We start from the raw sequence: 15052 nt of genomic DNA, 5'->3' as shown, positions 1-15052 counted from the left end.
AATTAAGTTTGAATACAAAAGAGTATATAACACTATTAAACAAGCCTTATAGCACAACCGAAAGGCAAACTTTGGAGTTGGAAAATATCCTGTCGGAATTTCCGTACCTCCAAAGTGCGCGTACTATTCATTTAAAAGGACTATATAATCAGGATAGCTTTCGTTATAATACCGAACTCAAAAAAACAGCAGCATTTACTACAGACCGCTCTGTGCTTTTTGAATTTATTACTACCGAAAACTTTAAGGGTATTGATAAAACACAATTTGAGGAAGCAGAGAAAACGCTATCCGAAATCCCTGTTGTAGCAAGCGAAACGGTAGTACCTGATACAAATAAACTGGAAGAATCCATAAAGCGTACCGTTGAGGAAGCAGAGGAAGAAATAATTTCGGAAACCGAAACAGTAACTAGTACACCCGAAAATAGTATTGACGTAAATAGCACTACAAAAGAAAAGTTAGCTATTGGCAAGCCCATACCCTTTACAGAAAAAGAAACGCACTCGTTTTCGGAATGGTTACAGCTATCTAAAATAACACCTATAGTACGGGAAGAAAAAACAACGAATCCCCCTCAAACAGAAAGAGGTTTGGATACAAAACTAGACCTTATAGATAAGTTTATAGAGGCTAACCCCAAAATAACCCCTGTAAAAAACACATCTACTAGTAACACCCCAACAACAAGCAATAGTAATAATGATAGTAGCCTGATGACGGAGACGTTAGCTAAGGTTTACTTGGAGCAAAAAAAATACGCCAAAGCAATACAGGCATACGAAATTTTAATTTTGAAATATCCAGAAAAAAGTGTTTTCTTTGCAGACCGTATTGCGGATATTAAAATAGTACAACAAAACAATAATTAATATACAATGGAATTTTCAATTTTTTTAGTCCTAATAGCAGTAGTAAGTTTCTTACTCGTTGTTGTAATCATGGTACAAAACCCTAAAGGAGGTGGTTTATCATCTAGTTTTGGCGGATCGCAAGTAATGGGCGGTGTGCAAAAAACTAACGATTTTCTTGACAAAGGTACATGGACGCTTGCAACAATACTTATTGTATTAATTCTACTATCATCATTAAGTTTCTCTAGCGGATACTCAGATGATAGCAAGTTAATCGATGAGTCTGCCGTAGAAACATCGGCAACAGTACCAGCTGCTACTGATGCAGAAGGTGCTACTACACCAGCTACAGAAGAGGGTGCTACTGAGGAATAAAAAACACAACATATTACATTAAAAATGCCAGCAACTGACATGCTGGCATTTTTTGTTTTTATACCCTGTCAGTTTACTGAATTGGCATAGTTTCTGAAAAACAGAAGGCAAGATTATTTAATAACAAACTAAAAAAACAATATCATAATGGCTTTAAACATTAAACCGCTTTCAGACCGCGTTCTTATAGAGCCGGTTGCTGCAGAAACACAGACTGCTTCTGGAATTTACATTCCCGATACTGCAAAAGAGAAACCACAAAAAGGCATGGTTGTAGCCGTAGGTAACGGAACAAAAGACCATGACATGACGGTAAAAGTGGGCGACACTGTATTGTATGGTAAGTATGCTGGTACTGAACTTAAATTTGAGGGTAAAGATTACCTGATAATGAAAGAAGAAGAAATTTTCGCAGTACTCTAAATCGAGTTTAATCAACTAATAATTTAACAAAAAATACAATGGCAAAAGAGATAAAATTTGATATTGAAGCACGCGATGGTTTAAAGCGTGGCGTAGATGCACTAGCAAATGCTGTAAAAGTAACTTTAGGTCCTAAAGGACGTAATGTTATTATAAGCAAATCGTTTGGTGCGCCAACAGTAACAAAAGATGGTGTATCGGTAGCGAAAGAAATTGAGCTAGAAGATACATTAGAAAACATGGGAGCACAAATGGTTAAAGAGGTAGCCTCTAAAACCAACGACCTTGCTGGCGATGGTACTACTACCGCAACAGTATTGGCACAAGCAATTGTTAAGGAAGGACTTAAAAACGTTGCCGCAGGTGCTAACCCAATGGATTTAAAAAGAGGTATAGACAAAGCCGTTGAAGCTATTGTGGGCGACCTTGCAAAACAAACAAAAGAAGTAGGTAGTGCTACCGAGAAAATAAAACAAGTAGCATCTATATCAGCTAATAATGACGAGGCAATAGGCGAACTTATTGCTACAGCATTTGGTAAAGTAGGTAAAGAGGGTGTTATAACTGTTGAAGAGGCTAAAGGTACCGATACGTATGTAGATGTAGTTGAAGGTATGCAGTTTGACAGAGGATACCTTTCGGCTTACTTTGTAACCGATTCTGAGAAAATGCAAACAGAGCTAGAGAACCCTTACATATTGTTATATGATAAGAAAGTATCTGCTATGAAAGATTTACTACCCGTATTGGAGCCCGTAGCACAATCTGGACGACCATTATTAATCATTGCAGAGGATGTAGATGGCGAAGCATTAGCTACACTGGTAGTAAACAAATTAAGAGGTTCGCTAAAAATAGCTGCTGTTAAAGCACCTGGTTTTGGCGACAGAAGAAAAGCATTATTAGAAGATATTGCTATACTTACAGGAGGTACTGTAATTGCCGAAGAACGTGGCTATACATTAGAAAACACTACGCTTGATATGCTAGGTACTGCCGAAAAGGTAACTATTGATAAAGATAATACTACACTGGTAAACGGTGCAGGCGAAGCGGAAATGATTAAAAACCGTGTAAACCAAATTAAAGCACAAATTGAAACTACAACGTCTGACTACGATAAAGAAAAGCTACAAGAGCGTTTGGCTAAACTAGCAGGCGGTGTTGCAGTACTTTACGTTGGAGCGGCATCTGAAGTAGAAATGAAAGAGAAGAAAGACAGAGTAGATGATGCTTTGCACGCTACAAGAGCAGCGGTAGAAGAAGGTATTGTAGCTGGTGGTGGTGTTGCATTATTACGTGCTAAGCAAGTACTTGCTGATTTGGCTACTGAAAATGCAGACGAAGCTACTGGAGTACAAATTGTAGCACGCGCTATAGAATCGCCTTTAAGAACCATTGTTGAAAATGCAGGTTTAGAAGGCTCTGTAGTAGTAGCAAAAGTAGCAGAGGGAACTGCTGACTTTGGTTACAATGCTAAAACAGATGAGTATGTAGATATGCTTTCGGCAGGTATTATCGATCCTAAAAAAGTAACGCGTGTAGCACTAGAAAATGCTGCTTCGGTTTCAGGAATGATATTAACTACAGAGTGTGCGCTTATAGAAATTAAAGAAGAAAATTCAGCAGGTGGCGGAATGCCAATGGGCGGCGGAATGCCAGGCATGATGTAATCTATCATAAAAGGATAATTTGAAGAAAGGGGTACACAAATTGTGTATCCCTTTTTTTCGTAAAAAAAATAAAATGTGTGCTATTTTATAGCACAATAGCTATATTTTAGCGTTGTAATTAACCATCTATAAATTACGTTAATGAAAAATATTATTCCATCCAAACTTATAGTATTACTATTCCTACTTATAGGTATTAGCAATAACGCACAAAATACAGATACGAAAAAAATTGCTATTGCAGAAAAACTAAATGATTACTTTTTTTTAGAACGAGAAAATATACACGTACACTTTAATAAAGATATTTATTTGACTGACGAGTCCGTTTGGTTTAAAGGATACACGTATCACCGAAAAAGCAACAACCCATTTTTTTCGTGTGTGAATATTTTTGCTACACTTATGGACGACGAGGGTAAGGTACTAGAAAACCAATTACTGTATGGCAACATGGGGTCGTTTTCAGGACGGTTTGAATTAAAAGACTACATGAAATCAGGGCGTTATTATGTGCAGTTTTACACTAACTGGATGAATAACTTTACAGAAGACGAATCGTTTATAGGCGAAATTACCATTGTAAATAAAAACATAGCACCCTCACTATTCAATAAACCAAATTACAGTAAAGTAAATATTGATTTGCATCCTGAGGGAGGTACACTCGTAAACGAAATTACAAATACTATTGGTATTAGTGTAACCGATTGCAACCGTAAGCCCATAGCCGCAAAAGAAGCTAAAATTATAAATGCCAATAATGAGGTAATAAAAACAATTAACCTTAACGAGCAGGGTTATGGCAGGTTTAATTTTACCCCTATACGAGGGCAACAATATACCATTACAACTACTGTAGTAGACGAAGTGCACGAAATAGCCATGCCCCTAGCCCAACTTAAAGGTGTTGCAATAAGTACTAATGGCTACACTGTACCCAACAAAACAATAATTACAATACGCGTTAATGAGCTAATGCAAGAAGCGTTATCGGGTAAGCCGTTATATTTAGTAATACATAAAGACGAGAAAGCGACCATATCTGACATAAAATTTACTGCTGATAAATTAAGTGAAGTTGTTGCTTTTGCTAACGACGATCTTTTTGAGGGTATTAATACAATACGTATACTGGACAACGAACTTAACGAAGTTGCACAACGAATCATCTACATTTCTAAAAAGCCAGGTATTGGTATGGAAGTAACAGAAACCAAAGAAACCGTGGAGCATATTGAGGTAAAAGGCAAGGTTAATTATGGTAACATGAATTTGAGTATCTCCATGCTTCCCTCCAATACAATAGCGATAAAGCCACATAACGACATTTATACATCACTATTGATAAACCCTTATTTGGATAATCAAAAAACGTTGGAAGCGAAAACGTACTTAAATACCATTTCGAGAAAAAACCAATACGAAATGGATTTATTCCTGCTCAACCAACATAGCAAATACAAATGGCGCAATATTAGGGATAACCCTCCTAGTAGTAAGTACACGTTTGATATTGGGCTTTCGTTAAAAGGAATAATAAATGACAAGGGGAGCCTTAACCGATACAAAGTAAACATATCTTCGTTAGAAGGGCGAATTAATGAAACTGTTGAGATTAATCATAAAAATGAATTTTTCTTGGATAATTTAATTCTTGCCGATTCGGTTAGGCTTGATTTCCATTTGATTAAAGGCGATAAAAAGAAAACTATAAAATTATATCCACACCTATCCAATACAAACAGGATATACAACAAGCAGTACAAACCTATTATAGCAGAGTGTGCCGCACCAGAAGGGGAAAATGCTATTACGGAATTACCTGAACTGCCTGATAATGTTAATACTGATGCAATTATGTTGGAAGAAGTAGAGATAACAGGTACTTCTACAGAGCTAAAATATGAGAGGGCTTTTGGTAACTCGCAGCTACGTGGATATAAAATTTCGGATACCGATAACCGAAACTTTATGTTTATAACCGATTTAATACGCTATCATGGTTTTGATGTAGAAATTAATAATGGTAAAGTAGGTATTTTTGGACGTACAGTAAATACTTTTCAGGGACAACGAACACAACCCATGATTTATATTGATAACATGATTGTAATGAGTTTTGATATACTATGGCAAATGCAGACCGAAGATGTTGATGAGTTTTATATTAACCAACATGCTGTTTTTCCTTCTGTAGATAATCGGATGGGGATTATACGCATATACATGAAAAAAGATTTTTCATACAGAAGCAAGAAAAAATCCCCTACCTCCTATGTAGTTAAAGATGGTTTTAAGCGTATTATACCTTTTGAGAATACAATGTACTTATCTACAGCTACAAAGGGTTTTGAGAATTTTGGCACTATTGATTGGAAACCTCTTGTTACCACTAACGAAAAGGGTGAATTTGAACTGGAATTACCTATAACGGGTCAGGATAGTGTTAAACTATTAATAGAAGGTTTTAGCCCCGATGGTAAACTTATATCAGAAGTAAAAACAATTTATTTAAACTAAAAAACATATCTATAAGTAAAAAAGCCTCTAACTAGTTAGAGGCTTTTTTATATAAAGTATTTTTATTACTTATTCTCTTTTATACTGGCAGCAATCATGCAGTCCTTTATAGTCTGCATCCTTAGCTTTAACCTTGTCTGTGTCATGACCTGTTTTTGCAATCGCTTTACGTACATCATCAATCGTACATTTATTTTCGTCTAAAATAAGATGAAGATCCTGATGGTGCTCGTGCCAAGCTGCATATTTAACACCCGAAACGCCAAAAGCTGCTTTTTCAATACGTTTTTTACACATATCGCAATTACCTTTAACTTCTATCTCATATTTTGCATTCTTTTTTTTCTTCTTTTCTTGTGCTTGTACTGTTACCCCCATTAGTGTAACCAGTAACAATAAAACTAATTTTTTCATAATTGTATTCTTAGTATTAAAAGTTCTTAAATATATAAAAATTTCAATTCTTTTAAGTTACTTAATCTTAAACCTTAACCCTGAGTAATACATCTGCCCAAAAATAGGCGCGTATACTATAGAGGTATCAAATGTAGAGCCAAACGGGTTATTTGCACCCAAAATAGCCCTGTCCTGCTGGTAGTTCCCTATATTTTCTCCTCCTACATATACTTCAAAAACACTAGAGAATGTACGTGTTATTTGTGCATTCATTAAGGAGAACGATGGCGAATACCTACCAAGTCGGTCTTCCTGAGGGTTACTACCCGTAAAAGGCAAGCGTTGTTTACCCAGCCAGTTAAATGTAAAGTCAAACTTCCATTGTTTCCCACCTTCTACTATATGGGTTTCGTAACCTATGTTGGTAAAAAAGCGATGTCTCGGCTGCAATGGCATTTCGGCAGTACCCGATTGGTAATCTGTAGTTACATCATAGTATTTGTACGCTGTACGAATATTAAAATGTTGGGTTATCTCGTAATTTAAATCCAACTGCAAGCTATTAGCAGAGGATGCCCCGTCGAGGTTATAAAACTGTACTTGTTGTGGCGATGCATACACATCAACTACAGCACGATTTTCAAAGTCTGTTCTGTAAAAATCAACTGTAAATTGTGCATTCTTATTAAACAATGTAAAGCATTGTGTAAAACTAAGCCCATAGTTCCAGGCAATTTCAGGGTCAAGCCCGTATATTTTGCCACCATTGCTTAAAACGTTGTACTGGCGCGAACTACCAAAGTACCCTTGGTTCTCGGCAAATATATTGGCTGCACGTTTCCCTCTACCTGCCGAAGCTTTTATTACAGCTTGGCTCCATGGGTTATAGCGCATGTGCATTCGGGGGGTAAAAAACGCACCCAAACGGTTGTGTACATCAAAACGTCCGCCTGTTACAATAGTAAAATCGTTACCATCGTTGTAAGTATATTCAAAAAAGGCACCTACCGAGTTATCAACCCTACCAACATCTGTAGTACCTACAAACTCGTCGTAGTTATCGTAGGTAAAATTAATACCTGTAGCAAATTTGTTAAGGGTATTGCTAATAATAGAATTGAATATTAAATTGGAGTAAAAACTCTTTTGGTCGATATTATACTGTCTGAATCCGAAATACGATTCTTGCCGGTGCCAATTGTAGGAGGTTTGTAATCCTATGCTCTGAAAAGGCATATCGGGGAAAACATAACCTAATTTTGCCGAAAGGTCCAACTTATCGGTATCAATTTCCGAGCCCCAAAAATTAGTAGTAAACTTATCCCTATCGGGGTCAAAATCAAGTTCGCCTGTTTGTTTTTCATCACGCATGTAACGTGCATTAATAAAACTTACCCAACCTTTATCGGGGTTGGAATACTGCCAACGGTTCATTACATTAATTTGTCGCGATAATGGGTTATCCAAAAAGCCGTCATCGTTCATATCATTTTTTATCACGTTGGTATTGCCGTGTACAAACAATGTGCTACTCCATTTATCGGACACTTTTTTGTTAAAGTGTGTATTAAGCTCAAAACGGCCGCCTGTAGAGCCATAGGCGTTTAGGAAAAACGGAATATCATCTATTGGTTTTAGCAGCTCGTAATTAATTTGCCCCGATATACTTTCGTAACCATTAACAACAGGACCTGCGCCTTTTGTAATTTGGATGCTTTCTACCCAAGTACCTGGTACAAATGATAGCCCGTAGGCTTGCGACGCGCCACGTACAGCAGGAATATTTTCTTCGGCAATTAACAAATATGGGCTTGTTAGCCCTAACATTTTTATTTGGCGTGTTCCCGTAAGTGCATCCGAAAAGTTAACGTCTATAGAGGGGTTGGTTTCAAAACTCTCGGCTATGTTACAACAAGCCGCCTTTAATAGCTCTTTACTACTCATATTGGTAGTATTGGTAGCTTTTATTAAAGAGCGTTCCAAACCTTTTACATTTTTCTCTATCAATACATCATCAAGCACTTCTGCTTCCGAAGGTTTCATGATGTAGCTAATATAATCGGGTTTGGTTATGGTTAAGGTATCGGATTGAAAACCAAGATAGGAAATTACAAGTTTTTTGTATTCTTTTTTGTAGGGTAAGGTAAAAACACCGTCTACGTTGGTAGATGTACCTACAATGTTGTCCATACTGGTATTTGTGCTTAGCCAATATAAGTTGGCTCCTGGTAGCGGTTGTTTTTGGTCGTCTACTATCTCTCCGCTAATGGTTTGCTGCGCTTGTGTGTAGGCAGCGGTAAGTAATACTAATATTATAACTATTTTACGCATAAAGTAAAGTGTAATGTTAATCTTAATTTTTTCTGTACGTGCACAGAATAAAGTTTTATAACATTACATTACGCATATAGCATATAGCTACAGTAGAGTTTAAAAAGTGGTGGTGCATTGGGTGCACAGTAATAAACGGTTGCTTGTTTATTAACACAAGGTGTGTTGCCATAAAATGCAACCGACTTCCACTCGTTAATTGGGCAAAAACTAGCAAGGTCCAACTGTAACGATTTTACAAGGATAATATCCTCCGTAGTATCGTCTAGCTCAACTACGTCGTTTTTGCAGCAACTTTTATGGTTTTCTTGGGCAACAATACCACAACAAGAGTTTACTTTATGGTGTTCGTTACAAGGTCCTTGTGCTTCGTAAGCAAAAGTAACTTCTGATATTTGCCCTTTGCAATAGTGTACATTTAGCATTAGCCCCATATTGGCTACCAATATCAGGAACGATAAAATTAAGCTTATGTACTTTTTTATTTGCATTGCACTACAAAATTAAATATTTACAGCTTATACAACAGTTATTTAGGTTAAAATTTTAATTGCGTACTTTTTTCTGGTAATAAAATGCAGGTAAAAACAGAATTAAAAATAAGGGTTGTATTAAAAACCGTCGTACGTAAAACAGTAATAGTAAATCTACATTGTTGGCAGTAATAACAATATAAAATACCGTAAGTAATACCATAAAAAAGGCTATGTATAAAATACTACAAAGCTTTAAAATAGCTTTATCTCTAAATACCAAGTAGATTATGCCTAACGATAGTATGCTGTTAAGTAAGTAACGAAATGCCAAGCCACCTAATAACTTGGTAGTATCGTAGCTAGGGAGCTCCTCTTTGCCCTCCGCTTTAAAAAATGCCAATAGTGGGTCGTAAAACAACTGGTTCTGGAAAACCCGTACCAGCACAATTAAAATGAGTAGTAGTACTATTGCCATAATAGTACCTGCACTAAGATTTATTTTTTTTTGCATTGCCTGAAAGTTTCATTACCCATAACACCCACAACATAAACACTACACCGTATATAAATAACGGAAAAAGTATATCGTGCATTAACTCCTCCTGCTCGGGATAGTAGTAAAAGCCAAGCCCTAGTAATGCTATACGCATTACATTAAGTACATGTATTACCAACACACCTGCTATTATATATAAGGTAGTACGCTTAAAAGTAGTTGAAAATGCTATTATAAAGGCTACAAACAATATCATAACACTAACCGCATTACACCCCTCTACAATTCGGGAAACACTTTCGCCATTAACATGAAAAATATAAGAAGCCTCTTTTAAATGTGGTTTTATATACGATGGTTTACCCATAGCCTCTACAAAACTGCTAGATTGTTCTGCCACCAAAGTAGTCATCCCATCTACTTCAAAATTCTCAGTATCATATTGATTGAGGTAAAGCGAATAAAGTACTGATAGTACAAGATAACTCAGCCCAAACTTAATAAGAAAGAGGAAAAACGGACGGTTTTTTTGCCACACAGTCATTAGATAATTTTTAACAAAAATAAGTAAAATAACATACGTTTAATAAATACATTTGCAATAAAAGAAATAGAAAAACAATGACATTTGAAGCATTAAAACAAAAGGTTACCGATATACTCCACCATGATGATACATTACGTGATGAGAAGTTATTACAAGTATGCCACCTACTAAAAGATAATATAGATTATTATGACTGGGTAGGGTTTTATTTTAAAAACGGAGATAAGGAAGAGTTGCTGCTTGGTCCTTACGCTGGCGAAGCGACCGACCACAAGGTTATTCCGTTTGGCAAAGGTATTTGTGGGCAAGTAGCCGTATCCAATCAAAACTTTGTAGTACCCGATGTAAGTGCACAAGATAATTATATTGCTTGTAGCATTACTGTAAAATCGGAAATAGTGATACCACTGTTTGTAGAGGGTGAGAATATAGGACAGATTGATATAGACTCTAATGTTAAAGACGCTTTTACAGCAGAAGACGAAAGTTTTTTAGAATTTGTAAATGCAGAAGTAGCAAAATTGTTTTAAAGCCTACAGGTTTTAGGTAAAATTGTTACAAAAAGCTAATTCGTATATAATTTATTGCCGATATCAAAAATATAATTACCTTTGCAGCCAATCGGGAAAAGCCTGATTATACATAATAATTATTTAAATAATATTGGCATGTACTTAACTAAAGAAGTTAAAGAAGAGATTTTTGCTAAACATGGCAAAAGTGCTACAGACACAGGATCGGCAGAGGGACAAATTGCATTGTTCACACACAGAATTAACCACCTTACAGAACACCTGAAACAAAATCGTCACGATTACAACACAGAGCGTTCGTTAGTAAAGCTAGTAGGTAAAAGAAGAAGCCTACTCGACTACCTGAAGAAGAAAGAAATTAACAGGTATCGTGAGATTATCAAAGAATTAAACATCAGAAAATAATCGAGATGAAAAGAGGTGCCTGCGCGCCTCTTTTTATTTTCAGATATATATGTAATGCAGAAAAAGTTTTGGTTTTTCATTGGGTTTTAAACAACTACACACAACAACTACAACACAACTAGAAACCCATTGTTTAATCAAAGTATTAGAATTTTATGATTCCAAACGTAACAAGAGAAATTATCGATCTGGGAGATGGAAGAAGCATCTCGATCGAGACTGGAAAACTTGCGAAACAAGCTGATGGTGCTGTAGTGGTACGTATGGGTGATGCCATGCTACTTGCTACAGTAGTATCTGCAAAGAGCGCGAGTCCTGGAGTAGATTTTTTACCCTTAACGGTAGATTATCGTGAAAAGTTTGCGGCAGCAGGTCGCTTTCCAGGTGGCTTTTTTAAGCGCGAAGCAAGACCAAGCGACAGCGAAGTATTAACCATGCGATTAGTAGACCGTGTTTTACGACCACTTTTCCCGAACGATTACCATGCCGAAACGCAGGTAATGATACAATTAATGTCGCATGACGACGAAGTAATGCCCGATGCATTAGCAGGGCTAGCAGCATCAGCAGCATTAGCAGTATCAGACGCTCCATTTAGCACACTTATATCAGAAGTACGTGTTGCAAGAGTAGATGGTGCATTTATAATAAACCCAAGTAAGGCGCAATTAGCGGCATCTGACATCGACATGATGATTGGAGCTTCTGCAGATTCTATTGCTATGGTTGAGGGTGAAATGGAAGAAATTTCTGAGCAAGAAATGGTAGAAGCCATTAAGTTTGCCCACGAAGCTATTAAAGTACAAGTTGCTGCTCAGGAAAAAATGAGAGCAGCGGTGGGCAAAGAACGCAGAACGTATGAAGAAGAAAGAAGCGACGAAGCAATTCATGCAAAAGTCCGTGAGCTTTCTTACGATAAATATTTTGAGATAGCCAAAGCAGGTTCTTCTAAACAAGAACGTTCTGAGAAATTCTCATTATTAAAAGAAGAAGTTAAAGAAGCATTTACCGAAGAAGAACTACTTGAAAACGGTGACTTGGTTGGTAAATACCTATCTAAAACACAAAAAGAAGCCGTACGTAACGTTATTCTGGATCTTGGTTTACGCCTTGATGGAAGAAAAACAAACGAAATACGCCCAATATGGTGCGAGGTAGATTATTTACCATCTGTACACGGTTCAGCCATATTTACACGAGGAGAAACACAAGCACTCGCTACCGTAACACTTGGTACATCACGCGAGGCTAATGTTATTGACTTACCAACGGATCAGGGTGAAGAGAAATTCTATCTACACTATAACTTCCCTCCTTTTTCTACTGGAGAGGCAAGACCGTTGAGAGGAACATCCAGACGAGAAGTAGGTCATGGTAACCTTGCACAACGTGCCCTTAAAAAGATGATACCTGAAGAGAACCCGTACACAGTACGTGTAGTATCTGAAGTGTTAGAGTCAAATGGTTCATCATCTATGGCAACAGTATGTGCTGGTACATTAGCACTTATGGATGCTGGAGTACAAATGAAAAAACCTGTATCGGGTATTGCCATGGGGCTTATCTCTGATGAAGAGACTGGCAGATGGGCTGTACTATCTGATATTCTTGGTGATGAAGACCATTTGGGTGATATGGACTTTAAGGTAACAGGTACTGCCGACGGTATTACAGCTTGCCAGATGGACATAAAAATTGATGGTCTTAACTACGAGATTATGGAGCAAGCCCTCAATCAGGCTCGCGACGGACGTTTGCATATATTAGATAAGTTAACAGAAGTTATTGATACTCCTAGACCAGAAGTTAAACGCCACTCGCCAAAAATTATTAAGGTTACTATACCTGGCGATTACATTGGTGCGCTTATTGGTCCTGGCGGAAAAGTAATTCAGGAGCTACAAAAAGAATCAGACACTACTATTGTAATTAATGAGGTAGATGATATGGGCGAAGTAGAAATACTAGGTACAAGCCCAGAAGGTATTGATATGGTTTTACGTAAAATAGATTCGATTACCTTTAAACCTAAAGCTGGCGAAACCTATAGCGTAAAAGTTATTAAAATGCTAGACTTTGGTGCAGTAGTAGAATATAACGATGCTCTTGGTAACGAAGTATTATTACACGTTAGTGAAATAGCATGGGAACGAACTGAAAATGTATCGGATGTTATTAATATGGGCGATGTATTTGATGTGAAATACATTGGTATAGACCCTAAAACGCGTAAAGAGAAAGTTTCGAGAAAGGCATTACTACCACGCCCACCTAGAGATGAAAACAGACCACCTAGAGAGGATCGCCCTAGAGACAATAGAGGAAGGGACGACCGTAGAGGGAGAGATGACAGAAACGCTAGAAACAGGGATGATAGAAATAATGACAGAGCGCAAAAAGAAGATGGAAATAACGATACTAAAGAATCGTAACCCACTAATTTTTTAACTCCTACAAAAAACCCTGCTACATTTTTTAGCAGGGTTTTTTATTTTAAATAGAGATGATAAAATTACTATTGCCTATTTTTTAATATGGTAATTGTGGCAGCTTCTCCCTCTTTTAAACTTGACATTAATTCAAAATTACGATTATTATCAATAAGTCTAATCATTGCTGTATTAGGCTTGTATTTACCTTCGTTGGTTGCAATAATCCTAAATATATTTTCTTTTTGTATAGAAATGGTTATTAATTTTTTCTTGTTAGTAATTTTATAATCTTTTAGTACCAATTCATTATTGTGATATAACTGAATAATATCCCCATCTTCTTTTCCAGCATCCCAAACCTCAAGTACTACTGTATCAGATTTTACAAATACATTCAGGTTCTGATTCTTAATTAGATTGTTAACTTTAAGACTATCCAATAGGGTTAGTGGATTGGCTTTTCGTTTTGTTTCATCATCAAATCTTTTCGATTTCTGAATCTTACGATTCATTTTGTGCATCTTCTTATATAATTTTTTAGAACCTATAAGCTGTATAGTTCCATCTACACATTTTGTATTATCTTTAAAAAACCCCTTAAAACTACCTTCTAGTTTACTGTTATCATCTACCGATTTTACTTTGCCAGTAAAGTTAATAAAACAAAACATTTCATCATTTATAGTTGATTTAGTATAAAGTATATCTTCCTCCTTAAAAGTAAATTCTTTTGTTTTTTTATTATACGAACCACTTATTAAATTTTTTGTTTCGTGCTCGCCCGTTAAATCAGTTACAGAATACCCTGAAATTTTACCATCTATTTCCGTAAAAACCAAACGATAAGATATAACTGACTTGGTATCAGAACCAAAACTTATAGCTCCAAAATACTCGTACTTTTCTTGCGAAAACAATAGCGTTGTTATGAAACAGAAAAATAAACTTAAAATTTTCTTCGTGTACATATTTTTATATATTTGAACAAACTTAAAAATTTTTAATATGAAATTAAAACTATTATTTTCTCTAATTGCTATCTTTTTCTTGTCAGTAAATGCTACTTATGCATCTTTTCCAGTACAGAGAACAGCTACTAATAGTACAACTATAGTAGAAGAACAAAGTGACGAAGAATTTACTTCTCCTGCTGCTGCTGCAGGTTCCAAAAGTCAAGTTGTAGCACTATTGCTCTGCTTTTTTCTTGGTTTACTTGGTATTCACCGTTTTTACCTTGGTTACATTTGGCAAGGCGTTGTTCAGTTACTTACATTAGGTCTGTTAGGAATATGGACTATAATAGATTTTGTTAGAATCGTTACTGGTGATTTACAACCTAAAAACGGTAGTTACGATAAAACGCTTTAAACACTACTATTAAAATTGATTATAATAAAAACTCTACTAATTATAGTAGAGTTTTTATATTATTATACCTTCATGAACTGTTAATTCGAGTGTATAAGTTAAGTTAAAAAACTGATTTGGATTTATGTATTATACTTTGACAACAATTAATTAAACTTTTTTTGAATTTAATGTAACTTTTTGGTACTTCGTTGCGTATAACTATTTACATACTTAAAGT

General features: G+C 36.1%; 15 protein-coding genes. 9 read left to right on the top strand and 6 right to left on the bottom strand.

From position 1 onward, the window contains the following. The first annotated feature begins 8 nt into the window (after positions 1–8). The 5 genes from K1I41_RS06305 to K1I41_RS06285 all read left to right on the top strand — a co-directional run bounded on the left by K1I41_RS06305 (position 9) and on the right by K1I41_RS06285 (position 5848). Positions 9–872 carry a tetratricopeptide repeat protein gene (locus tag K1I41_RS06305; protein WP_220639533.1) on the top strand — a complete coding sequence of 288 codons (864 nt, stop codon included), beginning with the start codon at positions 9–11 and terminating at the stop codon, positions 870–872. Between the two features lie 6 nt (positions 873–878). Beyond that, positions 879–1229 carry a preprotein translocase subunit SecG gene (secG, locus tag K1I41_RS06300; RefSeq protein WP_220639532.1) on the top strand — a complete coding sequence of 117 codons (351 nt, stop codon included), beginning with the start codon at positions 879–881 and terminating at the stop codon, positions 1227–1229. A gap of 147 nt (positions 1230–1376) precedes the next feature. After that, a complete protein-coding gene (locus tag K1I41_RS06295) occupies positions 1377–1652 on the top strand; it encodes a co-chaperone GroES (RefSeq protein ID WP_220639531.1) in 276 nt (91 codons plus the stop codon). 38 nt (positions 1653–1690) lie between these two features. Further along, positions 1691–3325: a chaperonin GroEL gene (gene groL / locus K1I41_RS06290; protein WP_220639530.1), complete on the top strand. Its 1635-nt coding sequence runs from the start codon at positions 1691–1693 to the stop codon at positions 3323–3325. 141 nt (positions 3326–3466) lie between these two features. Continuing rightward, positions 3467–5848, top strand: coding sequence for a hypothetical protein (locus K1I41_RS06285; RefSeq protein ID WP_220639529.1), 2382 nt, complete (start codon positions 3467–3469; stop codon positions 5846–5848). Between the two features lie 69 nt (positions 5849–5917). Here K1I41_RS06285 and K1I41_RS06280 read toward each other — a convergent pair whose 3' ends face one another. From K1I41_RS06280 to xrtF, 5 genes are all read right to left on the bottom strand, one after another. Next, a complete protein-coding gene (locus tag K1I41_RS06280) occupies positions 5918–6262 on the bottom strand; it encodes a heavy-metal-associated domain-containing protein (protein ID WP_220639528.1) in 345 nt (114 codons plus the stop codon). 57 nt (positions 6263–6319) lie between these two features. Beyond that, positions 6320–8575 carry a TonB-dependent receptor gene (locus tag K1I41_RS06275; protein WP_220639527.1) on the bottom strand — a complete coding sequence of 752 codons (2256 nt, stop codon included), beginning with the start codon at positions 8573–8575 and terminating at the stop codon, positions 6320–6322. Positions 8576–8643: 68 nt separating this feature from the next. Beyond that, a complete protein-coding gene (locus tag K1I41_RS06270) occupies positions 8644–9066 on the bottom strand; it encodes an HYC_CC_PP family protein (RefSeq protein ID WP_220639526.1) in 423 nt (140 codons plus the stop codon). Between the two features lie 55 nt (positions 9067–9121). Next, positions 9122–9562 (bottom strand): exosortase F system-associated membrane protein, encoded by a 441-nt coding sequence (locus tag K1I41_RS06265; protein ID WP_220639525.1) that lies wholly within the window; start codon positions 9560–9562, stop codon positions 9122–9124. After that, on the bottom strand, positions 9540–10091 hold the full coding sequence (gene xrtF, locus K1I41_RS06260; protein WP_220639524.1) for an exosortase family protein XrtF: 552 nt from the start codon (positions 10089–10091) through the stop codon (positions 9540–9542). The genes K1I41_RS06265 and xrtF overlap by 23 nt, the downstream gene beginning before the upstream one ends. Positions 10092–10168: 77 nt before the next feature. Between xrtF and K1I41_RS06255 the strand changes: the two genes are divergently transcribed. The 3 genes from K1I41_RS06255 (at position 10169) to K1I41_RS06245 (ending at position 13464) form a co-directional block, all read left to right on the top strand. Then, complete coding sequence (locus K1I41_RS06255) at positions 10169–10624, top strand: XrtF-associated fRMsr-like GAF protein (protein WP_220639523.1); 456 nt, start codon at positions 10169–10171, stop codon at positions 10622–10624. Between the two features lie 138 nt (positions 10625–10762). After that, positions 10763–11032 carry a 30S ribosomal protein S15 gene (gene rpsO, locus K1I41_RS06250; protein WP_220639522.1) on the top strand — a complete coding sequence of 90 codons (270 nt, stop codon included), beginning with the start codon at positions 10763–10765 and terminating at the stop codon, positions 11030–11032. 155 nt (positions 11033–11187) lie between these two features. Further along, positions 11188–13464: a polyribonucleotide nucleotidyltransferase gene (locus K1I41_RS06245; protein ID WP_220639521.1), complete on the top strand. Its 2277-nt coding sequence runs from the start codon at positions 11188–11190 to the stop codon at positions 13462–13464. Positions 13465–13547: 83 nt separating this feature from the next. Here the strand turns inward: K1I41_RS06245 and K1I41_RS06240 are convergent, their stop codons facing one another. Continuing rightward, a complete protein-coding gene (locus K1I41_RS06240; RefSeq protein WP_220639520.1) occupies positions 13548–14432 on the bottom strand; it encodes a hypothetical protein in 885 nt (294 codons plus the stop codon). 37 nt (positions 14433–14469) lie between these two features. Here K1I41_RS06240 and K1I41_RS06235 point away from each other — a divergent pair, with 37 nt between their 5' ends. Then, positions 14470–14832 (top strand): TM2 domain-containing protein, encoded by a 363-nt coding sequence (locus K1I41_RS06235; protein ID WP_220639519.1) that lies wholly within the window; start codon positions 14470–14472, stop codon positions 14830–14832. The last annotated feature ends 220 nt before the right edge of the window (positions 14833–15052 follow it).

The sequence above is a fragment of the Flavobacterium litorale genome, from assembly GCF_019613795.1.
Classification (GTDB): domain Bacteria; phylum Bacteroidota; class Bacteroidia; order Flavobacteriales; family Flavobacteriaceae; genus Flavobacterium; species Flavobacterium litorale.
This window is presented reverse-complemented; position numbering and strand designations above follow the sequence as displayed.

What these genes read in the sequence shown, in the direction of transcription:
- secG (WP_220639532.1), top strand. Translation starts at nt 879, where the DNA reads ATGGAATTTTCAATTTTTTTAGTCCTAATAGCAGTAGTAAGTTTCTTA.
- K1I41_RS06295 (WP_220639531.1), top strand. Translation starts at nt 1,377, where the DNA reads ATGGCTTTAAACATTAAACCGCTTTCAGACCGCGTTCTTATAGAGCCG.
- groL (WP_220639530.1), top strand. Translation starts at nt 1,691, where the DNA reads ATGGCAAAAGAGATAAAATTTGATATTGAAGCACGCGATGGTTTAAAG.
- K1I41_RS06285 (WP_220639529.1), top strand. Translation starts at nt 3,467, where the DNA reads ATGAAAAATATTATTCCATCCAAACTTATAGTATTACTATTCCTACTT.
- K1I41_RS06280 (WP_220639528.1), bottom strand. Translation starts at nt 6,262, where the DNA reads ATGAAAAAATTAGTTTTATTGTTACTGGTTACACTAATGGGGGTAACA.
- K1I41_RS06275 (WP_220639527.1), bottom strand. Translation starts at nt 8,575, where the DNA reads ATGCGTAAAATAGTTATAATATTAGTATTACTTACCGCTGCCTACACA.
- K1I41_RS06270 (WP_220639526.1), bottom strand. Translation starts at nt 9,066, where the DNA reads ATGCAAATAAAAAAGTACATAAGCTTAATTTTATCGTTCCTGATATTG.
- K1I41_RS06265 (WP_220639525.1), bottom strand. Translation starts at nt 9,562, where the DNA reads ATGCAAAAAAAAATAAATCTTAGTGCAGGTACTATTATGGCAATAGTA.
- xrtF (WP_220639524.1), bottom strand. Translation starts at nt 10,091, where the DNA reads ATGACTGTGTGGCAAAAAAACCGTCCGTTTTTCCTCTTTCTTATTAAG.
- K1I41_RS06255 (WP_220639523.1), top strand. Translation starts at nt 10,169, where the DNA reads ATGACATTTGAAGCATTAAAACAAAAGGTTACCGATATACTCCACCAT.
- rpsO (WP_220639522.1), top strand. Translation starts at nt 10,763, where the DNA reads ATGTACTTAACTAAAGAAGTTAAAGAAGAGATTTTTGCTAAACATGGC.
- K1I41_RS06245 (WP_220639521.1), top strand. Translation starts at nt 11,188, where the DNA reads ATGATTCCAAACGTAACAAGAGAAATTATCGATCTGGGAGATGGAAGA.
- K1I41_RS06240 (WP_220639520.1), bottom strand. Translation starts at nt 14,432, where the DNA reads ATGTACACGAAGAAAATTTTAAGTTTATTTTTCTGTTTCATAACAACG.
- K1I41_RS06235 (WP_220639519.1), top strand. Translation starts at nt 14,470, where the DNA reads ATGAAATTAAAACTATTATTTTCTCTAATTGCTATCTTTTTCTTGTCA.